The sequence below is a fragment of the Paenibacillus rhizolycopersici genome (assembly GCF_014947195.2).
Classification (GTDB): Bacteria; Bacillota; Bacilli; order Paenibacillales; family Paenibacillaceae; genus Fontibacillus; species Fontibacillus rhizolycopersici.
This window is the reverse complement of record NZ_JADCNN020000003.1, coordinates 165080-184132: the sequence shown is the minus strand read 5'-3', so window position 1 is coordinate 184132 and position 19053 is coordinate 165080. Positions and strand designations below refer to the sequence as shown.

The following is a 19053-nucleotide window of genomic DNA, read 5'->3' as shown; positions in this document are numbered from 1 at the left end:
GAACAAGCCTAACCCTGTAACATAAGCTGTATCCAGACGCCGGATTGCTGCATTCCGAGCATCCAACCGGCTTGTCGCGAATACAGCTAAAGGAGACATACATCTATGGATATGGGATTAGGGAACAAAACGGCATTAGTCACCGGATCAACCAAAGGGATAGGGAGAGCCATCGCTTTTGAACTTGCGCGGGAGGGCGTTCAGGTGCTGGTCAATGGCCGGGATCCGGAAGAAGTCGAACGCACCGTGCAGGAGTTGAAGCTGGAGTTCCCGGCAACTTCGCCGCAGAACGCGCAAGCCGATTTGGTGGACCCGCAGCAACGGGACGCCTTGTTTGAGCGGTATCCTGAGGTTGATCTATTGATTAACAATATGGGGATCTATGAAATCATGGCCTATGAAGACGTGAACGAGGAGGTATGGGATACTTACTTTCGAACCAACGTCCTTGCCGCGAACGCGTTGACGAAATTCTACTTGCCCAAGATGTTGAAAAATAACTTTGGCCGAATCCTGTTCATGGCCAGCGAGGAAGCGGTGATGCCATCGGGGCAAATGCCTCAGTATGCGATGACCAAATCCATGTTATTATCGCTTTCCAAAAGCCTCTCCAAACGGACGGCAGGAACGGAGGTCACCTCGAATACCATCCTGCCGGGACCGACGCTATCCGAAAAGGTACAGCAGATCATCGAACAGATATATCCGGAAGACCTGGCTTTTGCAGACAAGGAGAAAAAATTCATGGCCGCAAACCTGGCGCATTCCGAGTTGCAGCGGTTTATCCGACCGTTTGAAATCGGGCGGTTAGCCGTGTTCTTATGCAGCCCTTATGCCTCGGCATTCAGAGGCTCTCCGGTTCGCATGGACGGAGGTATGATACCCACGATCTATTAAGGGCCAGCTCGACCCGAAAAGCAAAACAAACTCGCGGCCTCATCGCCGCGAGTTTGTTTGTGTGCAAGCAGCCAGTATATTTATATTATTTCTTTGTTTGTTTCTTCATCACTTGATCCAGGCTGGCTTGAACTTGCGTCTGAATGGAAATCAGCGCTTTATCCAATGTCTTTTTGTTATTCAAAACCTGCTTTATCTCGCTGGTTACGATAATCGAATACTTTTGATTGTCAAAGGGAATCCCCTTCGGTTCAAGACGCGGCGGAGAGTCTAAGTTGGGTTTCAGTTTATAGAAGGCATCCAAACGATGTTCTTGATATTCTTGGCTATCCTCCTAAAGTTCGATTAATCGCATAGCGCAGTTGAACGACGCCGCTGCCCAGAGGCCTGCAGTCTAATAGTTGCACTTGCTTAAATCGATAGTTGTCTTTGTCGATTAAGAGATTTAACCCTCTGCCTTCCAATATGGGTGCTACATTGAAAATTACTTCGTCTACAAGTCCTTGCCCCAGGAATGAATTGAGGACATCAGCGCCGCCGCTAATAAGAGCGGTCTGATTGCCCTTTTCCTGCAGTTAACCCAAGGCTTCCTCTGGCGATCTCACAACCTTTACGCCCGGTATTTCCGTGGCGCTCTTAGAAACAACAACGATATCGATATCGGCAAAAGGCCCTGGTCCACCGCTGCCTCGCATTCCTTCGAAGGTCCGACGCCCGACAATGAAATTTCCTGCAGCTTTGGCGTGTGTAAAGAAGTCGTCCAACGCTTCTTTTCTCGGCGGATTTTCGGGGCCGGATTGTGCATAATTTCCATTGGCGGTTAAGGTTGCCCATAGAATGGTTTTCATTGTCTTATTCCTCCTCATATTCGTTTCGATCATGTTCGGATAGCGGCTGACACCCGCGGTAAGGTAGCCACCGGTCGGTGAACGGGTCTCTGCAGGGTCTAATTCAAACGGTCTAATCAAGTTGATCTTCCTTCCTAACGAAATGCCCAACATGTTTTCCCGCCCTTGCTTCACATCTTAATTGATCTGTGTTACATTTGAAAAGTAGTTACATTTAAGTGCAATAGTTTCAAAAAATGAACTATGGAGTGGTAAACGTGATGGATCGATCATGCCCTGGTACTGTTGAGCCTATCTTAGAAATCTTGGATGGCAAGTGGATGCTTCTTCTCTTATTCGAACTGTTCAACGGGAATCGACGTTTTGGCGAGTTACGTCGTAAACTGCAACCGATTAGTCCGAAAACTTTGACAGATCGCTTGCGACTGTTAGAGGAAAAAGGAATCGTCACGCGTACTCTTTACCCAGGCATACCGCTGCATGTCGAATATGACCTTACCGAGAGCGGGAAGGCGCTGCAACCGATTTTTGAGGCGATGTGGACGTGGACTCAGGAGCATGGCTCATATCTGCGGAATAAGACGATTGAGAAATGAGGCGCTCCATGTTTTTGGCGCTGCACATTTGATGATTATTCAACCTGTCGAAACGGCAGGTTTTTTGCATAGATAAACAAAGAAGCCCATTACCTACAAAATTTGCGGATAAAAAGCATCCGAATGAGGGTGATGGGCTCAATTAAATTTTCCTAAGCACTACACTACATTAGACTGACGGCGGGTGTTATACGAACGGGCAGTTTAGCGTGGCAGCCGACCAACAAAGTAGTTGCATAATCTCAATTTTTGGAAGGAAAGTTCTATTCTTTCGCGAATTCAATAGACATGTCTATATCTTCATAGAAAGGTGATTATGCATGAACCAAAGACCATCAGAAGAAGAATACGCCGGTGACGCCGGCGCGTATATCCGGTTGGTGCCGGAAGGCAACATCATTGACATTCTGCTCGCTCAGGAAAAGCAAATGACTGAGCTACTGTCATCGTTGACCGAAAGCCAGAGCGTCTATCGGTATGCGGAGGGGAAATGGATGCTGAAAGAAGTCGTGGGCCACATCGCAGACAGTGAACGCGTCATGACCTACCGCCTGCTCCAATTTGCAAGAGGGGATCAGACGCCGCTGCCCGGTTTCGATCAGGAATTGTTCATTCCTCCTTTCGGAAGCTGGACAACGGCGCAATTGGCCGAAGACTACCGGGCCGTACGGCAATCGACGATCACACTGCTGCGAGGGTTACCGACGGAGGCATGGTCCCGCAAGGGCACAGCCAACAACGTAAGCATTACGGCGCGTGCGCTCGCTTACGGCATTGCAGGACACGAGCTTCATCACATGGGGGTTATCCGAAATCGTTACTTGAGTTAGTCGTCCGGAGGATTGGGACGGAAGCTACGTGGACAACGCGGCTTCCGTCCTTACTTTAGGGCACTCTTCTCGCCTCTTTCATAGACTGATATGAAGAGAGGGCAAGACGTGTTGAAAAAACAGCAGCGATTGGTTCACCGATGAAGTTCTTAATAAAGATAATTTTAACAACAAAAAAACAACTCCCTTCTGGATTAAATATCCAATAGGTGTTGTCTATTGATTCAAAACCGTAAAATAAGAATCGAGACGACAGGATTTGAACCTGCGACCTCTTGCTCCCGAAGCAAGCGCTCTACCAAGCTGAGCCACGTCTCGTCAGTTGTAGTACTTATTTTTATGGGGGAAACATTAATAAATTATACTCTCTTGAGCGAAACTGTAAAGAGGGTTACGGGTGAAAAAATTGCGAACGAAGGGCAATCGTTCCGACATTGACGATCCGTGGCATTATTTTATATAATGATTGATAATCCAATTCTATATTGTGGAACTTTGAAGAGGAATAGTAATTTGAATTCCGCCATCCAGAGAGCCGGCGTTTGGTGCAAGCCGGTTGGGGAATGCAGACGAACTCGCCTTGGAGTTATGATGCGCAAATCATCATCGTTTTGCCCGCGTTAAGGGTCCAAAGGGAGCTAGGACAAAGCATGTCCGATGCTAACTAGGGTGGTACCACGGGAAACTTCCTCTCGTCCCTAGCGATTATACGCTACGGGTCGGGAGGTTTTTTTGTTAAAGGTAGTTCAAAAAGTCAACTTTTGGCCCACATCTTAATTTGGTATTTCAAGGAGGATTTTGAATTATGGCGGACCACAACGTGCCCCATGACGTTTACCGAGCCCAGGCCATCGAACCGAAATGGCAGGCTTACTGGGATCAGCATCACACTTTCAAAACGCGGGAAGAGTCGGGCAAACCGAAGTTTTATGCGCTTGACATGTTCCCTTATCCATCGGGGGCCGGTCTTCACGTCGGCCATCCGGAAGGTTACACGGCCACGGATATCGTCTCCCGCTTCAAACGGATGCGCGGTTACAACGTACTCCATCCGATGGGCTGGGATGCCTTCGGACTGCCGGCGGAGCAACATGCGCTTGATACAGGCGAGCATCCGCGGGACATTACGGTTAAGAATATCAACAATTTCCGGCGCCAAATCAAGTCGCTGGGTTTCTCCTACGATTGGGACCGCGAGATCAGCACGACCGATCCGGATTATTACAAATGGACGCAATGGATTTTTATCCAGCTGTATAAGAAAGGGTTGGCCTATGTAGCCGAAGTTCCGGTGAACTGGTGCCCGGCACTGGGAACGGTCTTGGCGAACGAAGAGGTCATTGACGGCAAGAGCGAGCGCGGCGGTCATCCGGTTATTCGCAAACCGATGCGCCAATGGGTGCTGAAGATTACCGAATTCGCCGAGCGGCTGCTTGAAGACCTTGAGGAGCTGGACTGGTCGGAAAGCATCAAGGATATGCAGCGCAACTGGATCGGGAAATCCGAAGGGGCTGAGGTCGTATTCGAGATTGAAGGCCGGAATGACTCTCTGACGGTCTTCACGACGCGCCCGGACACGCTGTTTGGAGCCACCTATGCGGTGTTAGCGCCGGAGCATGAATTGGTCCAAACCATCACGACGGATGCCCAGCGCGAAGCGGTGCAGGCTTACCAAGACCAAGCAGCGCGCAAGAGCGACTTGGAGCGCACCGATTTGGCGAAGGAGAAAACTGGGGTATTCACCGGCGCTTATGCGATCAATCCGGCGAACGGCGCGAAGCTGCCGATCTGGATTGCCGACTACGTGCTCGCAGGTTACGGTACGGGTGCCATCATGGCAGTACCGGGGCATGACGAGCGCGATTACGAATTCGCCAAGCAATTTGATCTGCCGATCATTGAGGTGGTCGCAGGCGGCGATCTGGCGAAGGAAGCTTATACGGGAGAAGGAGAACATGTGAACTCCGGCTTCCTGAACGGGCTGGGGAAAGAGGAAGGGATCAAGAAAATGATTACCTGGCTCGAAGAGAACGGCAAAGGCCGCGGCAAAGTGACTTACCGATTGCGCGACTGGTTGTTCAGCCGCCAGCGGTATTGGGGGGAGCCGATCCCGATCCTGCATCTGGAGGACGGCACGATGAAGCCGGTACCGGAGGATCAGCTCCCGCTTGTCCTGCCGGATGTCGACGCCATCAAACCGTCGGGTACTGGAGAGTCGCCGCTCGCGAACGTCACCGACTGGGTTAACACGGTTGATCCGGAAACCGGTAAACCGGCTCGCCGCGAGACCAACACGATGCCGCAATGGGCCGGCAGCTGCTGGTATTACCTGCGCTATATCGATCCGCATAATGACAACGAGCTGTGCTCGAAAGAGAAGCAGGAGGAATGGCTTCCGGTTGACCTGTATATCGGTGGGGCCGAGCATGCGGTGCTTCACCTGCTCTACGCTCGGTTCTGGCACAAAGTCCTGTACGATCTAGGCGTCGTCTCGACCAAGGAACCGTTCCATAAGCTGGTGAACCAAGGGATGATTCTCGGCACCAATAACGAGAAAATGAGTAAATCCCGCGGCAACGTCATCAATCCGGACGAGATTGTGGGCGAATACGGAGCGGACACGCTGCGCGTCTATGAAATGTTCATGGGGCCGCTGGAAGCGACCAAGCCTTGGAACGCTAGCGGCGTGGATGGCATTCACCGCTTCTTGTCCCGTGTTTGGCGTCTGTTCGTCGCCGAGGACGGCAGCCTGAATTCGAAAATTACGACGGACGGGGGCAGCGACGAATTTAAACGTACCTGGCACAAGACGATCAAGAAAGTGACGGAGGATTTTGAGAACCTGCGTTTCAACACGGCGATCAGTCAGTTGATGATCTTCGTCAACGAGGCCTACAAAACAGATGCCGTGCCGAAAGCGGCGGCGGAAAACTTCGTACAGCTGCTGTCCCCGCTGGCTCCGCATTTGGCGGAAGAACTCTGGGAACGGCTGGGCCATACCGGTACGATTACGTATGAATCATGGCCAGCGTACGACGAGGCTTGGACCGTTGAAGCCGAGGTGGAAATCGTGGTGCAGGTGAATGGTAAAATCGTCGAACGCACGAAAATTTCCAAGGACTTGGATCAGGCAGCGATGCAGGAACATAGCTTAAGCCTGCCGAGCGTGCAGCAGGCCGTGGCTGGGAAGACGATTCGCAAAGTCGTTGCCGTACCGGGCAAACTGGTTAATATCGTCGTAGGATAGATAGCTATAGCTCCATTCACCTGCGAGATGAACGGTTTGTTCAGGAAATGGAGGTTGCCCCTGATCCGTCTGGTGGTTTGACATCGGTTAGGGGATCTTCCTTCTCCGGGCACACCGATCTTAGGTTAGCTGATGGCGGAGAAATCTCCGGTTTATCCGGGTGAAAGAGCGCGTGCAGCTTGCCGATATCCTCGTCATATTTGCGGTGCGTCGTTTCAATCAGGCGGGTAAATACACCGCGCAGACCGGATTCGAGTACAGCGATGCCTTCGGCGGTTACTCCGCCGGGAACGGCAACCCGCTCGATCAGCTCTTCCGGGCTTAGGCCGCCTTCGGTCAGGAGTTTGCCGGTGCCAAGCAGCATTTCCGAGCCAAGCTCGATCGCCTCGGCATAACCGATTCCCGTCAGTTCGGCGGCTGATTCCGCCCAAAGCTGCAGCATATACGCGACGAAAGCCGGACCGCAGCTCGAGAAGTCGGAAGCGATCCGGGTTTCGCTCTCTCGGAGGGTGGTCGGCGTGCTGATCGAGGACATCAGCTGTTCCAACAGCAAGCGATCCTCGGGGCGGATCCGCTTGCCGTACATGCAGAGCGATGCACCGCTGTGAACGGAATGCGTGATGCTGGGGATGATCTTGGCGATTTTTGAAGGAAGAGCCTCTTCCAATGTTTCGATCTGAACGGGGCTGGTGATCGACACGACGATCTGCTTCTCGTCGAGCACGTCCCGGATTTCCGCGATCACTTCGGGGTAATCCAGGGGTTTGATGCACAAGAAGACGATTTTGCTTCCTTGCACGGCTTCGGCGTTGTTGCTATACGCCAGCAGACCGGGATGGCGCTGAGCCAGCCATTTGGTTTTGTAGGGAGAACGGTTGCTGGCACAAATGTGATGTGGAAGCAACGTGCCGGAACGCAAAAACGCGTCGATGAGCAGGCTTCCCATGGATCCGGTTCCGATGAAGGCGACTTTCATCCGGATTCCCCTTTCCGTGCTTAACGCACTGTCTTGGTAAAACGATAAGGCAGATCTCATTTGTTCATGATTCAAAAACGGTCAGCTTTACTCTCGCGTGAACCTACTTCTGCCGTTTCTACTTCACCTGTATAAATATGTATGCAGCTTGATTGGATCTTCATGACTATAAGTGGATTCTTTTAAGAGGTTTGATAGGGGAGTGGGTTACCATATGCGGAAGGAACTCGTATTGACAGCGATAGCTTCAGCTGTGATCGGCGCCGGTTTGATGCTCCTGGCGACGGGCGGCCGCGATCCCGCCGGGATCGAGGGCTGGATGCCGGTTAATGCTGAAGTGAAATCAGCACTGGCCGAGGAAGGCGCAGGAAGCAAGGACTCTGGCGCTGCGGCTGCGGCGGGCAACACGGGGGAAGTGAGCGAGAGCCAAACTGCGAAGGTCGGCGGCAGCTCGACGTCGTCAACTTCCACAGCCGGAGCGAACGCTGCGCAAGGTAGCGAGGCCGGAGGGGGTAGCGCAGCCGTGACCCCAACGGATGGGGGCGGAAAGACCGCCGAGACCGGAAAGATCAGCATCAATCTCGCCGGTTTGGCAGAGTTGCAAGAGATTCCCGGTATCGGTGAGAAGAAAGCGCAGGCGATCCTCGATTACCGCAATGCACACGGCGCATTTGCCTCTATCGAAGATTTGACTCAGGTCAAAGGGATCGGGGACAAGATGCTGGAGAAAATGAAGCCTTACATCGGCCTGTAGGCCGATGGGATCGAAAGACGACTTGTGAGGGTGATAATGGGATGAATCCGGACCATCGTAAAGACTGGGATACGTATTTCATGGATATCGCTTATATGGTATCGACGCGGTCGCGCTGCAACCGTCGTCATGTCGGCGCCGTACTAGTTCAAGGGAAGAAGCTGCTGGGCACGGCCTATAACGGGGCCCCTTCCGGCGTTCCGGATTGCTCGGAAGCCGGATGTATGATCGCGGAAGAGTATGAACTCGTGATTGAAGACGGCCAGGAGAAGATGGTGAAGAAGCAGCGCTGCGTCCGCACCATCCATGCCGAGCAGAACCTGCTATTGTTCACGGACCGGATCGATCGGGAAGGGTCCAGCGTATACGTGACGGACGAGCCGTGTTGGACTTGCGCGAACATGTTGGCCAACAGCGGCATTACGGAGATCGTGTTCCATCGGTCCTATCCGAAGGATACCGGCAAGGTAACCGCCATGATGGCGCAGAAGGGAATCACCTTCCGCCGTCTGGAAGGTTATCATCCGCCGCAGGAATCAATCTCGCAGGTGGAAGAGTAAGCGTAACCGAATACGATTCAAACTTGTTGTTGGAATGTGGGAGCACCTCATTCGCCTTAGGGCGGGTGGGGTGTTTTTTTTGCTTAGGCAGATAAGGAGGGGTTCCGATGAACGGTAGACCGTTAACTGCGATCGCCTGCGGCTGGATGGCCGGCAGCGGTTTGGCGGCGGGGTATCCCGGCTGGCGTTTTTGGTTGTTTGCGCTGGGACTATCGCTGATATGTGCAGCCATCGCCTTGATCGGGCGCCATTTTTGGCGGAGTTTGGTCCTGATCTGGCTGGCCTTCTCGCTTGCAGGCGGTTATTGGCTTTATAACGAAACGGGGAATAAAACCCGGATTGGGTTGCCTGTGGACGGACAAGCCGTACGTCTGGAGGGAACGATCGTCTCGGCCGTAGAGATCGACGGCGATCGCGCCGACTTTACGCTGAAGGCAAGCCGGCTCTCCTTGCTATCTGCGGGATCAAGCCCGCAGGTCAGCCAGGACATCCCCGGCGGGGAAAAGGTGGCCGTCCAGCTGCGGCTGGCGGCTCAAAAGGAACTGCCTACGGCGGCCTCTTGGCGGCGCGGCCTCCAGGTGACTCTGGACGGAACGCTCGAAGCGCCGCAATCGGCACGCAACTTCGGCGCGTTTGATTACCGCCGGTATTTGCATCTGCAGCGGATTCATTGGCTGGTAAAGGCGCCGGGTGCCTCGTCTATAAAAGTGGTACAGTCAACCCGAGGCGTCGCCGCCGTTATGGGCTATATAGATGCACTGCGTGATCGGCTCGGCGAACGCATCGAAAGATTGTTTCCGGAATGGCAGGCAGGTTATATGAAAGGGCTGTTGATCGGCCTGCAGAATGACCTTGACCCGGACAAATATGCGGAGTTTACGCAGCTTGGGCTAACGCATATTTTGGCGATCTCGGGCAGTCATGTGGCGATAAACGTCGCGCTCCTATTCGGATTGCTTCGTCTTTGCCGGGTTACTCGGGAGACCGCGATCACGGCCGCGTTGGCGTTCGTTCCGGCGTATATGCTGATCACCGGGTTCTCGCCGTCGGTCATTCGCTCCGGGTTGATGACGATGCTGGGGCTGTACTTACTAAGGCGCGGGCTGTTGAAAGACAGCCTTAATGTATTAGCTGCGGCTGCGATGCTGATGTTAGTCTGGGACCCGTACTTTTTGCTGAACGTCAGCTTCCAGCTATCGTTTGCGGTGACGGCGGGGCTGATCCTATTCGTGCCGTTGCTATCGCCGTACTTTCGGTGGTTACCGAGAAAAATGGGGAGCGCCGTGGCGATCACGCTTGCGGCTCAACTGGTTTCTTTTCCGCTGACGATTCTCTATTTCAACCAGTTTTCTCTATTGTCGGTCCTGGCTAACTTACTGCTTGTACCGGTTATTGGCACACTGGCGCTTCCACTCGGAACGGGGGCACTGCTGCTTAGCTTCCTGTCGACTCGGCTTGGTTTATGGGCGGCATTTCCGGTACGGTGGCTGAATACGGTGACGTTCGAGGCGACAAGCTGGCTGAGCGCACGTAGCGGCTTCATGACGTATTGGCAATCCCCCTCATTGCTTTGGGTTGCGGCTTTCTATGTCGGGTACTACCTAGTGCTGTATTGGGGAAAACGGCGCGAGCGCCTTGCTGCAGAAGCGTTAACCCCTCAGTGGCAAGACGACGACACGGTCCCATTGAGACCGGTGGCAGAACCGACATCCTTTCCTCTAAGAGAGCGAGTATGGGCTAGGCGCGGAGACTTTCTGCGCTTAACCATAGCTACAGGTTTGGTGCTGCTGCTGATATCCGGTTATACCCCGGCCTACAACAAGGGTTCAGGCTACATCGAGTTCATCGACGTTGGTCAAGGCGACTGCGCCCTGATCACGACCCCTTCCGGTAAGCATCTGCTGGTAGACGGCGGGGGTACGGTGTCGTTTCGCAAAGCGAAGGATGCTTGGCGGGAGCGCCGCGAACCTTTTGAAGTCGGGGCAAAGACGGTTGTTCCGCTGCTCAAGAAACGAGGGGTTCACCGCTTGGACGCGGTGATTTTGACGCATGGAGATCAGGACCATATCGGTGGGGCGCAGGCGGTACTGGATTCGTTCCCGGTTGAAGCGCTGCTGATCAACGGCAGCCTGGCGGAGTCGAAGACGATGACAACCTTGATGGAGACGGCCCTAACTCGGCGGATTCCGGTATATTCGGCAAGCCGCGGCATGAACTTGCAACCGGATAAGGGCACCCGCGTGGAGGTGCTTTATCCGCTAACCGAAACGGAAGGGACAAGCCGGATTCCTTTCGTGAAAGAACAAAACCACCAATCCATCGTGTTTCGGTTGGACCTGAACGGGGCATCCTTTTTGTTCACGGGCGATATGGATGAGGCGGCGGAGCGAGAGATGCTAGAGATAGAAAAGGTATCTGCTTCCGCACCAACGACACCGGCAGATTCGATCGATGTTATGAAAGTGGCTCACCATGGCAGCAAGACATCCACCTCCGAGGCATGGCTGGCATACTGGCAACCGGAAACGGCACTGATTTCGGTTGGAGCCGCGAATACCTACGGGCACCCGCATCCCACGGTCGTCGATCGGTTGAACGGGCAGAACATCCGAATCTATCGTACCGACAAGCAAGGTGAAGTTCAGATGAGAGTGCGCAGGGGGAGGATCGAGGTCAGAAGCAAACTACAGCAAACCCCGTGAAAATAGGCCCTTCCCTGATTTCGGCAGGATGACGGGGCCTGTTTTTTTTGGTATCCTAAGGTGAGATTGAAAGGATTCCGCACGAGAAATGCTTGAATTTCATACCGGATGATGGACTCCAAATTATTTTTAAAAAATAGTAACAACATTGCAACATCTTGTCGGACGTTAGCGTCTGTAAGGATGCAAGGAAGGGGGAGCCTTAGTGGTAGAGCAGGGACTCATCAGAGCCGCTCAAACGGGCGATCGCGACGCTCTAATCACCCTATTGCGAGAAATTGAACAACACGTTTACCGGACGGCCTACTATATTTTGAACAATGAGCAGGATGCGCATGACGCTGCTCAAGAAGCCCTCATTCGCATTTATACCAAAATCGATTCTTATGAGGAAAAAGCGCAGTTCAAAACCTGGGTCCAACGGATCGTAACTAACATTTGTATCGACAAATTTCGTAGGAATAAGCCAACGGTATCCATCGAGGAGCACGAAATGGTGTTTCAGGGGAATGATAGCGTGGAGCGGGAAGTCATGTCGGGCTATTTAGCCGAGGACATTCGCAGCGCGATCGAACAATTGCCGGAACACCACCGATCGGTGGTTGTGCTGAGGTATTTACAGGACTTTTCGTATAACGAAATCGCTGATAGCTTGAATTTGCCGCTGAATACAGTGAAATCCTATTTATTCAGGGCCAGACAGCAGCTGCAGCATTTACTCCAAGATTATCAGAAGGGTGGTGTATCAGGATGAAGTGCCCGGAGGCGGTGGAATGGATGCATCGTTATCTTGACCATGATTTAAACGAAGAGGAAAGTTTTCTTCTCTTTGAGCATATTCGTAATTGCGGGGAATGCGCTGAAACGTTTGCTCTGTTGAACAAGCTGTCTGCGCAATTGGAGGAGCTGCCGAAGGTGGTTCCGAACTATAGCCTCGTGGATGCGATCCTGCCGCAACTGGATGAAATCGACCGTGCTCGCCTTGAAGGAGGCAGCGCTGCCGAGGAGACGGTGCTGCCGATGACGGCGGTACAAGTCGATGCGGGAACCGGTCAAGGCGGTACGCTGCCGAGCCGCCGCAGCTCGCGCCGTCAGGATGCGGACACAGGGTTGCGACGGAGCCGGATTTACCGGTACGGTTCGCTGGGCGTGGCGGCGGCTTTGATTCTGGGTGTGTTCATTTATCAATATGAACCACGCACCGTATCGGATGCCGAGATCGCCATGAATACCTCGTTAACGGATTCGGCCAACGAGAATTCTTCAGCCGCAGATTCGGCCGGCGATGCGGTGGGAAACGCGCAGCTGTTCAAGGATGGCAGCAATGCCGGCAGCCTTGAGATGGAAGATCAGGATGCTCTGGCGCCGAAGGAGGACGGCACCCCGAACGAGGGTGCAAATTCCGGTGGTGCGGATGACCGGAACATGACGGGAGATTCGACGGATCCTATTGCTCCTGGAGCGAAGCCAGGGAACTCGCAATCAGGCACCAAGGCTCCAAGCGAGCAAGATGCCGGAAAGAGCGATCCGACGAAAGGCAATTCGGTGCCGACAAATCAAGGCGAGGGTGTTCCTGCTCAGGATCTGACTACGCCTGAAGCTGGGAATTCGGACCCTGCGGCCGATGCCAAAGCTCCGGAAAGCCTTGAGGATGATGAGATGATTAACCGGCAATTGACCCTGGATGATCCAAAGGGAAAGTTTGGCATCGCCAGTTTTAATAGCTGGACCTCGCCGGATGGGAAGTTTGAAGCCGAGTTAAAGGATGGACACCTGTATGTCTACCGTCTCGACGTCCAGGATCGGAAACAGGTGGCTGATGAGACGATCGACGGAAATTGGGTCGACGGCGCTTGGTCGGAGGATGGCCTTGTATTTACGTACGAGACAGAAATCGACGGAACCTCAGCGGTTCGTACGATCGATGCCGAGAAGGCGGCCGCAGCCGCTGCGGAAGGAACGCAGCCCTAAACAAGAACGCGGACGGACGAAATTGGGCGGTTTTTTGAACATGCGGCTGGCACCTTTTCAGGAGATATGGAATAGGTTATATGTATAGTAGAGATAGCGGTTTGGACCCCTGATCGTCGTATGACCGCTGGCGGGAGAGTTTCTAGAGCTTTTCGGCCCGCGTTTATATAGATGTTCCGGGACAGAGGGATCTTTCGCCAAGAGGCAGAGGTCCCTCTGTTGCATTTATAGAGGAAGTTAAAAAGTCAGCTCGAGATCACGAAGCGGGCTCGGGGGAGATTATTCGGCGTCGATTCTTGAATTCAGCCGGGCCTTCCGATGCTCACGTAGCCTCCAGCTACGCTCCGCTACTCAGTCCCTGCTTCATCCAACCTTCTCGGTGCTCCCAACCAGCCTCAACCTGCTGTATTTCACTAACCTTTAGCATTTTAACGGAACTCAGCACCGTTATTTGAACGTTTATCCGTTGCTTAGACTTCTAACGGAACCAAGAGACCTTATTTCGGTTGAAATCAGCTCAATCCACATGGGTATAGCTCAATAAGGTCTCTGGGTTCCGTTACAGCGGGAAATCGCCGGGAAATGGGCAAATAAGGGCTGTACGTTCCGTTACGATACCTTTGGCCGAACATTTGCTGTGCGCCGCTTGAACATTACAATGTACCGTCAGCAAAATACACGATGCAACTCTGCAGCAACAACAGCAACTACAGAAAACGAGCAAACTCCAACACACAACATCATCTACAGCACAACGACAACGACATCTGACAGCATACTGACCTGCTTCCGCATGTCACGGCAACTACTGTACTCCAACACACTACAGCAACTCCAACACGCATTAGCTCATTACTGGCCGGATCAGCGGCTATTTTTTCGTTTTTTCGAGCAGGAGCGACAAACAGGGTTTGGACGAATGGGCAAAATCGAAGTATGATGGTTAGAGGCAAAGAAGACGGAAGGGAGAACCCGGATGGACGCAAAGCAAGCGATGAAAGACATTAAGCAGGGGCGGATCTCCCCGCTATACGTTTGTTACGGTACGGAGAAATACCAGATTCAAGAGTTCGTGGGCCTGCTCCAGGAGCAGCTTGTGGATCGGGATCAAAAGGACTTTGCCTTGGCTTCTTTTGATCTGACGGAGACCCCAATCGAGGTCGTGGTCGAAGAAGCGGAGACGATGCCCTTTCTCGTGGAGCGTAAGCTGATTGTTGTCCGTGACTCCGCACTGCTTGTAGCAGGCGGCAAGGAAGGCGGCAAAATCGAGCATAAGTTGGAGACGCTGCTGACGTATATCGGCAACCCGGCTGAGCATAGCGTGATCGTGTTTGTGGCGAACGGCGAGAAGTTGGACGAGCGGAAGAAGGTCGTCAAAGCGATTAAGGCAGCCGGTACGGTGTTGTCCTTTATGCCGCTGGGCGGCGGGGAGCTCGTACAGTGGGTCGTGCAAGAGGTGGAGAAACGCGGCTGCCGGATCGGACGCGACGCGGCAGAGGCGTTGATTGCCGCGAGCGGCGTGCAGATGGCAGCCTTGGCTGCGGAAACGGACAAGCTCTGCTTGTACGCCGGATCCGGCGGGATGATCGATACCGCGGCAGTTGAGCAGCTTGTTGCTCGCAGCACGGAGCAAAACGTGTTCGTGATGGTGGAGCATATCGCTGCGATTCGACTGGAGCAGGCGCTTGGCATTTTCTACGAACTGCTGAAGCAGCGCGAGGAGCCGATCAAGATCGCGGCGTTGATCGCCCGCCAGTTCCGGATCATGCTGCAAGTGAAAGAGCTTGGACGCCAGAGCTACTCACAGCAACAGATCGCCTCGCAGCTCAGTTTGCATCCGTACGTAGTTAAGCTGGCCGGTGATCAGGCCCGGAAATTTGAAGCCGGCCGGCTGAGAACCATCCTGTCCGAGCTGGCCGAGTTGGATTACCGGATGAAGAGCGGGCAAATCGACAAAGTGCTGGGGCTGGAGTTATTCCTGCTAAAACTGGGGGCCTAGAGGCGAATAACGTCCGCCGCCCCCTCAATAAAAGCCAAAAAGACCTGAACGATTCATCGTTCAGGTCTTTTTGAGCTTAGTTGAAGAAAAACTTCATTATCATTAACGAGTCTTACGCTTTAGACGTAAGTTCGTTCAATTTTTTAGCCAAGCGGGATTTCTTACGGGCAGCTGCATTTTTGTGGATCAAACCTTTAGTAACAGCTTTGTCCAATTTTTTGGTAGCAGCAACGAAAGCAGCTTTAGCTGCTTCAACTTCGTTGTTCGCCAGAGCGGTGTCGGCAGTTTTCACAGCCGTACGCAGGGCGGATTTTTGCGAAGCGTTCAGCACGCGGCGTTTGTCATTCGTTTTCACGCGTTTGATAGCGGATTTAATGTTTGGCATTGCATTCACCTCCTGTAAAGCATATATCAACCCAGATGATTCACAACTTAAAATATTTTATCACGCAAGATAGTAAAAAGCAATAAATTCATCATACTGAATCTCTCGATTTCTCGCAAGTTTTACCGCTTGACCTATGGCATGCATAAACACATTCCCTCTCCCGCACAATAAAGGCAATCAGAGGAAATGGAGGTCATATGGCATGAATTTAGACTTACGGGAGTATTCCGTACGTACTGACTTGGCCGTTGAATCGAAGGAGATCGCGGAGACCGCCCATGGCGGGCCGGTTCCCGGGCTAAATGAACAGGTCGAGGAACAGGACGGAATCAAGATCACCCGGCTGGATGTGACCAACGAGGCGGCCTCACGGCAAATCGGACGAATCCAGGGACATTACGTGACCTTGGAGGTCCCCGGCCTCCGGAATCAGGATACCGAACTGCAGGAAAAGGTCGCTGCCGCGTTCGCGAAGGAGTTTACCGCATTTTTAAATAAAATCGGGGTCGGACCGGGAGCGAAGACGCTGATCGTCGGCTTGGGCAACTGGAATGTTACGCCGGATGCACTCGGACCGCTGGTGGTAGAGAATGTCATGGTTACCCGACATTACTTCGAGCTGACGCCGGACCAGGTCGCACCGGGTTACCGAGAAGTTAGCGCAATCGCTCCTGGCGTGCTTGGCATTACCGGCATTGAGTCGAGCGAAGTGGTGCAAGGAATCGTGGAACGGACGCGACCGGATCTGATCATCGCCATCGATGCATTGGCTTCACGTTCGTTGGAACGGGTAAATACGACGATCCAGATCGCAGACATCGGCATCCATCCCGGCTCTGGCATTGGCAACAAACGTCGGGGACTAACCAAGGAAATTCTGGGCGTACCTTGCATCGCGATAGGCGTACCGACAGTGTGCTATGCATCCACGATCGTCAATAATGTGTTCGATATGATGAAGAGTCATTTCAATGAAGAAAGCGACGACGGGAACGCGCCTACGAAACAGATCATGGGCATGCTTAACGATTTAAATGAAAGCGAGCGGCTAGGTCTCGTCAAAGAGGTGCTCGAACCGCTTGGCCATGATCTCATCGTTACGCCGAAAGAAATCGACGAATTCATTGAAGATGTGGCGAATGTTATCGCGAGCGGTCTGAACATCTCATTGCACGAGGCGGTTACACCAGATAACGTGGCGTCTTATACCCATTAAGGCCGCATCCTCCTCCTTCTCCCGAATCTCAAGAAATCCGTGAATCTAGCGGATTTCTTTTTTTTGTGAGAATTCGAGGTTCTAGGCTTTGAACTAGGTTCATAGATTTGGAATATAGTTCGAAAGCGGCTGGAGGAGGACACGCATATGAAATTCAAGGCTTGGAATCTAGGGAAAATGAGACGGAATCTGTTGCATGTGTTGGCGCTGGGACGCACATTTTTGCTTTTATCGGTCATGTCGGTGATCTTTTTCGTCATGTTGGGGGTGCTGGGCATTGCCGAGAAGAATCTCAATACGTCCCCGGTTTCTTCGATGAAGGGGCTGGCGGCGTCGCTATCGAGCGGGTTTTTCATGGATATGGTTGGCATGGAACTGCCGCACGCGGCCAGCGAAAAGCAAACGCCGGCGATATCGGGTCGCCAGATGACGAATTTCGTCTTCCAGCTGTTGACGGACGTGAATCCATCCGATCCGAAGAGTTTGGTCGCCCGAGAAGTTCCGGGACTGGGTGCCGATAGCCCGATCCTGCTGCGTACGGGCTCCGGCAATGGCACGGCCCAAGCGCCCGAGGATTACCGGCCGGGTACAGGCGCGGATGGCAGCGCGCCAGATCACCCGGAGCCGAATGGCGATGAAGGCGGGGATGACGCGGACCCAGGGCCGGGCGAAGCCGATTCGGGCGAATCACAGCCACCGGAACAGGAGCCTGGGAAGACAGACGGCACCTCTGGGGATCAGGGGGAGCCTTCGATCCAACCGGGCAACAAAAATATCGTGATGATCTATCATTCGCATCCGCAAGAATCATATAATCCAGTGCTGGGTACTGATGTGGATAACCCTAGCTCGGCGGAAGACAAGAAGAACGTCGGCCTGGTTGGCGAGGCGCTGGCGAAAGAGTTGGAACGCAAAGGTGTCGCTGCCTTGCACTCGTTCGAAAATTATGCGAGCAAGGTGAGCAATTACAACTACAACTATTCATATAAATATTCACGAGAGACCGTGAAGCAGGCGATGGCCGAAAACGGCAAGCTGCAATATTTTATCGATATCCACCGCGATTCGCAACGCCATGACAAGACGACCACGACCATTGACGGCGTCAATTATGCTCAGGTTTATTTCATCATCGGGCATGGCAATGAGAACTGGCGCGAGAATGAGAAATTCGCGAGCTCGATTCATGATCGTCTGGAGAAGGCGTATCCGGGGATTTCCAGGGGCATATGGGGGAAGACGTCTTCCCAGGGCAACGGGGAGTACAACCAGTCGTTGTCGCCCAACAGCGTCCTGATCGAAATCGGCGGGATCGACAACAGCGAGGAAGAGCTGGAGCGCACCGCGAAGGTGTTAGCAGGGATCTTGGCCGATCTGTATTGGGAAGGCCAGGACGCGGAGAAAGCGGGCAAGCTGACGAAAAGCGGAACAAACGGTGGCGCATCTAGCGGAACCAATGCATCCAACGGAGTGAGCAAGGGCTCACCCAAAGCCGGCGAATCAAGCAAGAAATCTTAAATTTCATTTAACGAAGGAAACGGGGGAGGGACAGACATGGCAAAAACGTTGCGCAAAACCTTGGTATATGGCCTTTTGCTGGCGGCAGGGGTGACGCTAGGAATGCAGCTCGCCGAAAGCGGAACAACGTCGGTGTACGGCCCCGGCTTTCAAACCGGAGGGACGACGGTTGGCGCAAACGGACAGTCCGTGGGGGTTCCGTATCCGCAGCAGCAATACAGTAATGGCTGGTCGTCCGGTGCTGCCACCCCCGCCTGGACCACAACCGGCCAAGGCTATGCCGCGCCACAGGGGACAACCGGCGGGTATACCATGGCCCCAGGTTACGGTTCGGCCCAACCTGGAGCAACCCCCCCGAGCACGGTGACTAACGGATTTAACAACCCGGCGACAGGTGGCCAAGTGATGCAAACGCCGGCGGATCTGCTCATGCCGCCGCCGTCGCCTCCGGCTGTCGACCGCTTTGCCGACAAGGCGGCTCATTTGCTGCAACAGGCATCGCAGAAGAGCATTCATTGGGTAGCCTCCCTGTTTGGTCCCGGCGAATGAAA

General features: G+C 53.3%; 17 protein-coding genes, 1 tRNA gene and 1 other annotated feature. Of the genes, 13 read left to right on the top strand and 5 right to left on the bottom strand.

The genetic code is table 11. The annotated features are described in order from the left end of the window. Positions 1-105 precede the first annotated feature (105 nt). The gene (locus IM700_RS04660) at positions 106-897 is read left to right on the top strand and encodes an SDR family NAD(P)-dependent oxidoreductase (protein WP_193416407.1); all 792 of its coding nucleotides are present in this window, start codon (positions 106-108) and stop codon (positions 895-897) included. A 326-nt stretch (positions 898-1223) separates the two neighbouring features. Here the strand turns inward: IM700_RS04660 and IM700_RS23070 are convergent, their stop codons facing one another. After that, a complete protein-coding gene (locus IM700_RS23070) occupies positions 1224-1472 on the bottom strand; it encodes a dihydrofolate reductase family protein (RefSeq protein ID WP_272491411.1) in 249 nt (82 codons plus the stop codon). Continuing rightward, positions 1473-1745, bottom strand: a complete 273-nt coding sequence (locus IM700_RS23065; RefSeq protein ID WP_239483595.1) for a hypothetical protein — start codon at positions 1743-1745, stop codon at positions 1473-1475. A gap of 236 nt (positions 1746-1981) precedes the next feature. Here IM700_RS23065 and IM700_RS04650 point away from each other — a divergent pair, with 236 nt between their 5' ends. After that, positions 1982-2341, top strand: coding sequence for a winged helix-turn-helix transcriptional regulator (locus IM700_RS04650; protein ID WP_155605631.1), 360 nt, complete (start codon positions 1982-1984; stop codon positions 2339-2341). A 320-nt stretch (positions 2342-2661) separates the two neighbouring features. After that, positions 2662-3171 carry a DinB family protein gene (locus IM700_RS04645; protein WP_193416405.1) on the top strand — a complete coding sequence of 170 codons (510 nt, stop codon included), beginning with the start codon at positions 2662-2664 and terminating at the stop codon, positions 3169-3171. 244 nt (positions 3172-3415) lie between these two features. Here the strand turns inward: IM700_RS04645 and IM700_RS04640 are convergent. Further along, a tRNA-Pro gene (locus IM700_RS04640) sits at positions 3416-3489 on the bottom strand. A 168-nt stretch (positions 3490-3657) separates the two neighbouring features. Continuing rightward, positions 3658-3874, top strand: a binding site (T-box leader). Between the two features lie 102 nt (positions 3875-3976). Here IM700_RS04640 and leuS point away from each other — a divergent pair. Next, on the top strand, positions 3977-6418 hold the full coding sequence (gene leuS / locus IM700_RS04635; protein WP_193416404.1) for a leucine--tRNA ligase: 2442 nt from the start codon (positions 3977-3979) through the stop codon (positions 6416-6418). A gap of 40 nt (positions 6419-6458) precedes the next feature. Here the strand turns inward: leuS and comER are convergent, their stop codons facing one another. After that, positions 6459-7394: a late competence protein ComER gene (gene comER, locus IM700_RS04630; RefSeq protein WP_155605628.1), complete on the bottom strand. Its 936-nt coding sequence runs from the start codon at positions 7392-7394 to the stop codon at positions 6459-6461. 214 nt (positions 7395-7608) lie between these two features. Between comER and IM700_RS04625 the strand changes: the two genes are divergently transcribed. The 6 genes from IM700_RS04625 (at position 7609) to holA (ending at position 15380) form a co-directional block, all read left to right on the top strand. Further along, positions 7609-8148 carry a ComEA family DNA-binding protein gene (locus tag IM700_RS04625; protein WP_193416403.1) on the top strand — a complete coding sequence of 180 codons (540 nt, stop codon included), beginning with the start codon at positions 7609-7611 and terminating at the stop codon, positions 8146-8148. Between the two features lie 41 nt (positions 8149-8189). Further along, positions 8190-8708, top strand: coding sequence for a deoxycytidylate deaminase (locus IM700_RS04620; RefSeq protein WP_155605626.1), 519 nt, complete (start codon positions 8190-8192; stop codon positions 8706-8708). A gap of 107 nt (positions 8709-8815) precedes the next feature. Next, positions 8816-11410, top strand: a complete 2595-nt coding sequence (locus IM700_RS04615) for a DNA internalization-related competence protein ComEC/Rec2 (protein WP_193416402.1) — start codon at positions 8816-8818, stop codon at positions 11408-11410. Between the two features lie 205 nt (positions 11411-11615). Next, entirely contained in the window at positions 11616-12164 is a 549-nt protein-coding gene (locus IM700_RS04610; protein ID WP_193416401.1) for an RNA polymerase sigma factor, read from the top strand. Next, complete coding sequence (locus IM700_RS04605) at positions 12161-13381, top strand: zf-HC2 domain-containing protein (protein ID WP_193416400.1); 1221 nt, start codon at positions 12161-12163, stop codon at positions 13379-13381. Before IM700_RS04610 ends, IM700_RS04605 begins: the two co-directional genes overlap by 4 nt. Positions 13382-14357: 976 nt before the next feature. After that, positions 14358-15380 carry a DNA polymerase III subunit delta gene (holA, locus tag IM700_RS04600; RefSeq protein ID WP_193416399.1) on the top strand — a complete coding sequence of 341 codons (1023 nt, stop codon included), beginning with the start codon at positions 14358-14360 and terminating at the stop codon, positions 15378-15380. A gap of 112 nt (positions 15381-15492) precedes the next feature. On the opposite strand, the gene rpsT is transcribed toward holA, so the two are convergent. Next, positions 15493-15765, bottom strand: a complete 273-nt coding sequence (rpsT, locus tag IM700_RS04595) for a 30S ribosomal protein S20 (RefSeq protein WP_193416398.1) — start codon at positions 15763-15765, stop codon at positions 15493-15495. Between the two features lie 205 nt (positions 15766-15970). On the opposite strand from rpsT, the gene gpr reads away from it, so the two are divergent. The 3 genes from gpr (at position 15971) to IM700_RS04580 (ending at position 19051) form a co-directional block, all read left to right on the top strand. Continuing rightward, positions 15971-16984 (top strand): GPR endopeptidase, encoded by a 1014-nt coding sequence (gpr, locus tag IM700_RS04590; RefSeq protein ID WP_155605621.1) that lies wholly within the window; start codon positions 15971-15973, stop codon positions 16982-16984. A gap of 147 nt (positions 16985-17131) precedes the next feature. Beyond that, positions 17132-18502, top strand: a complete 1371-nt coding sequence (locus tag IM700_RS04585) for a stage II sporulation protein P (protein ID WP_239483593.1) — start codon at positions 17132-17134, stop codon at positions 18500-18502. A 36-nt stretch (positions 18503-18538) separates the two neighbouring features. Then, positions 18539-19051 (top strand): hypothetical protein, encoded by a 513-nt coding sequence (locus tag IM700_RS04580; RefSeq protein WP_193416397.1) that lies wholly within the window; start codon positions 18539-18541, stop codon positions 19049-19051. The last annotated feature ends 2 nt before the right edge of the window (positions 19052-19053 follow it).

Excerpts from the sequence above, each read along its gene's own strand:
- gpr (WP_155605621.1), top strand. The coding sequence starts at position 15,971 with ATGAATTTAGACTTACGGGAGTATTCCGTACGTACTGACTTGGCCGTT.
- IM700_RS23065 (WP_239483595.1), bottom strand. The coding sequence starts at position 1,745 with ATGAAAACCATTCTATGGGCAACCTTAACCGCCAATGGAAATTATGCA.
- IM700_RS04585 (WP_239483593.1), top strand. The coding sequence starts at position 17,132 with ATGAAATTCAAGGCTTGGAATCTAGGGAAAATGAGACGGAATCTGTTG.
- IM700_RS04605 (WP_193416400.1), top strand. The coding sequence starts at position 12,161 with ATGAAGTGCCCGGAGGCGGTGGAATGGATGCATCGTTATCTTGACCAT.
- comER (WP_155605628.1), bottom strand. The coding sequence starts at position 7,394 with ATGAAAGTCGCCTTCATCGGAACCGGATCCATGGGAAGCCTGCTCATC.
- IM700_RS04660 (WP_193416407.1), top strand. The coding sequence starts at position 106 with ATGGATATGGGATTAGGGAACAAAACGGCATTAGTCACCGGATCAACC.
- holA (WP_193416399.1), top strand. The coding sequence starts at position 14,358 with ATGGACGCAAAGCAAGCGATGAAAGACATTAAGCAGGGGCGGATCTCC.
- IM700_RS04580 (WP_193416397.1), top strand. The coding sequence starts at position 18,539 with ATGGCAAAAACGTTGCGCAAAACCTTGGTATATGGCCTTTTGCTGGCG.
- IM700_RS04615 (WP_193416402.1), top strand. The coding sequence starts at position 8,816 with ATGAACGGTAGACCGTTAACTGCGATCGCCTGCGGCTGGATGGCCGGC.
- IM700_RS04620 (WP_155605626.1), top strand. The coding sequence starts at position 8,190 with ATGAATCCGGACCATCGTAAAGACTGGGATACGTATTTCATGGATATC.
- IM700_RS04650 (WP_155605631.1), top strand. The coding sequence starts at position 1,982 with ATGAACTATGGAGTGGTAAACGTGATGGATCGATCATGCCCTGGTACT.
- leuS (WP_193416404.1), top strand. The coding sequence starts at position 3,977 with ATGGCGGACCACAACGTGCCCCATGACGTTTACCGAGCCCAGGCCATC.
- IM700_RS04625 (WP_193416403.1), top strand. The coding sequence starts at position 7,609 with ATGCGGAAGGAACTCGTATTGACAGCGATAGCTTCAGCTGTGATCGGC.
- rpsT (WP_193416398.1), bottom strand. The coding sequence starts at position 15,765 with ATGCCAAACATTAAATCCGCTATCAAACGCGTGAAAACGAATGACAAA.
- IM700_RS04645 (WP_193416405.1), top strand. The coding sequence starts at position 2,662 with ATGAACCAAAGACCATCAGAAGAAGAATACGCCGGTGACGCCGGCGCG.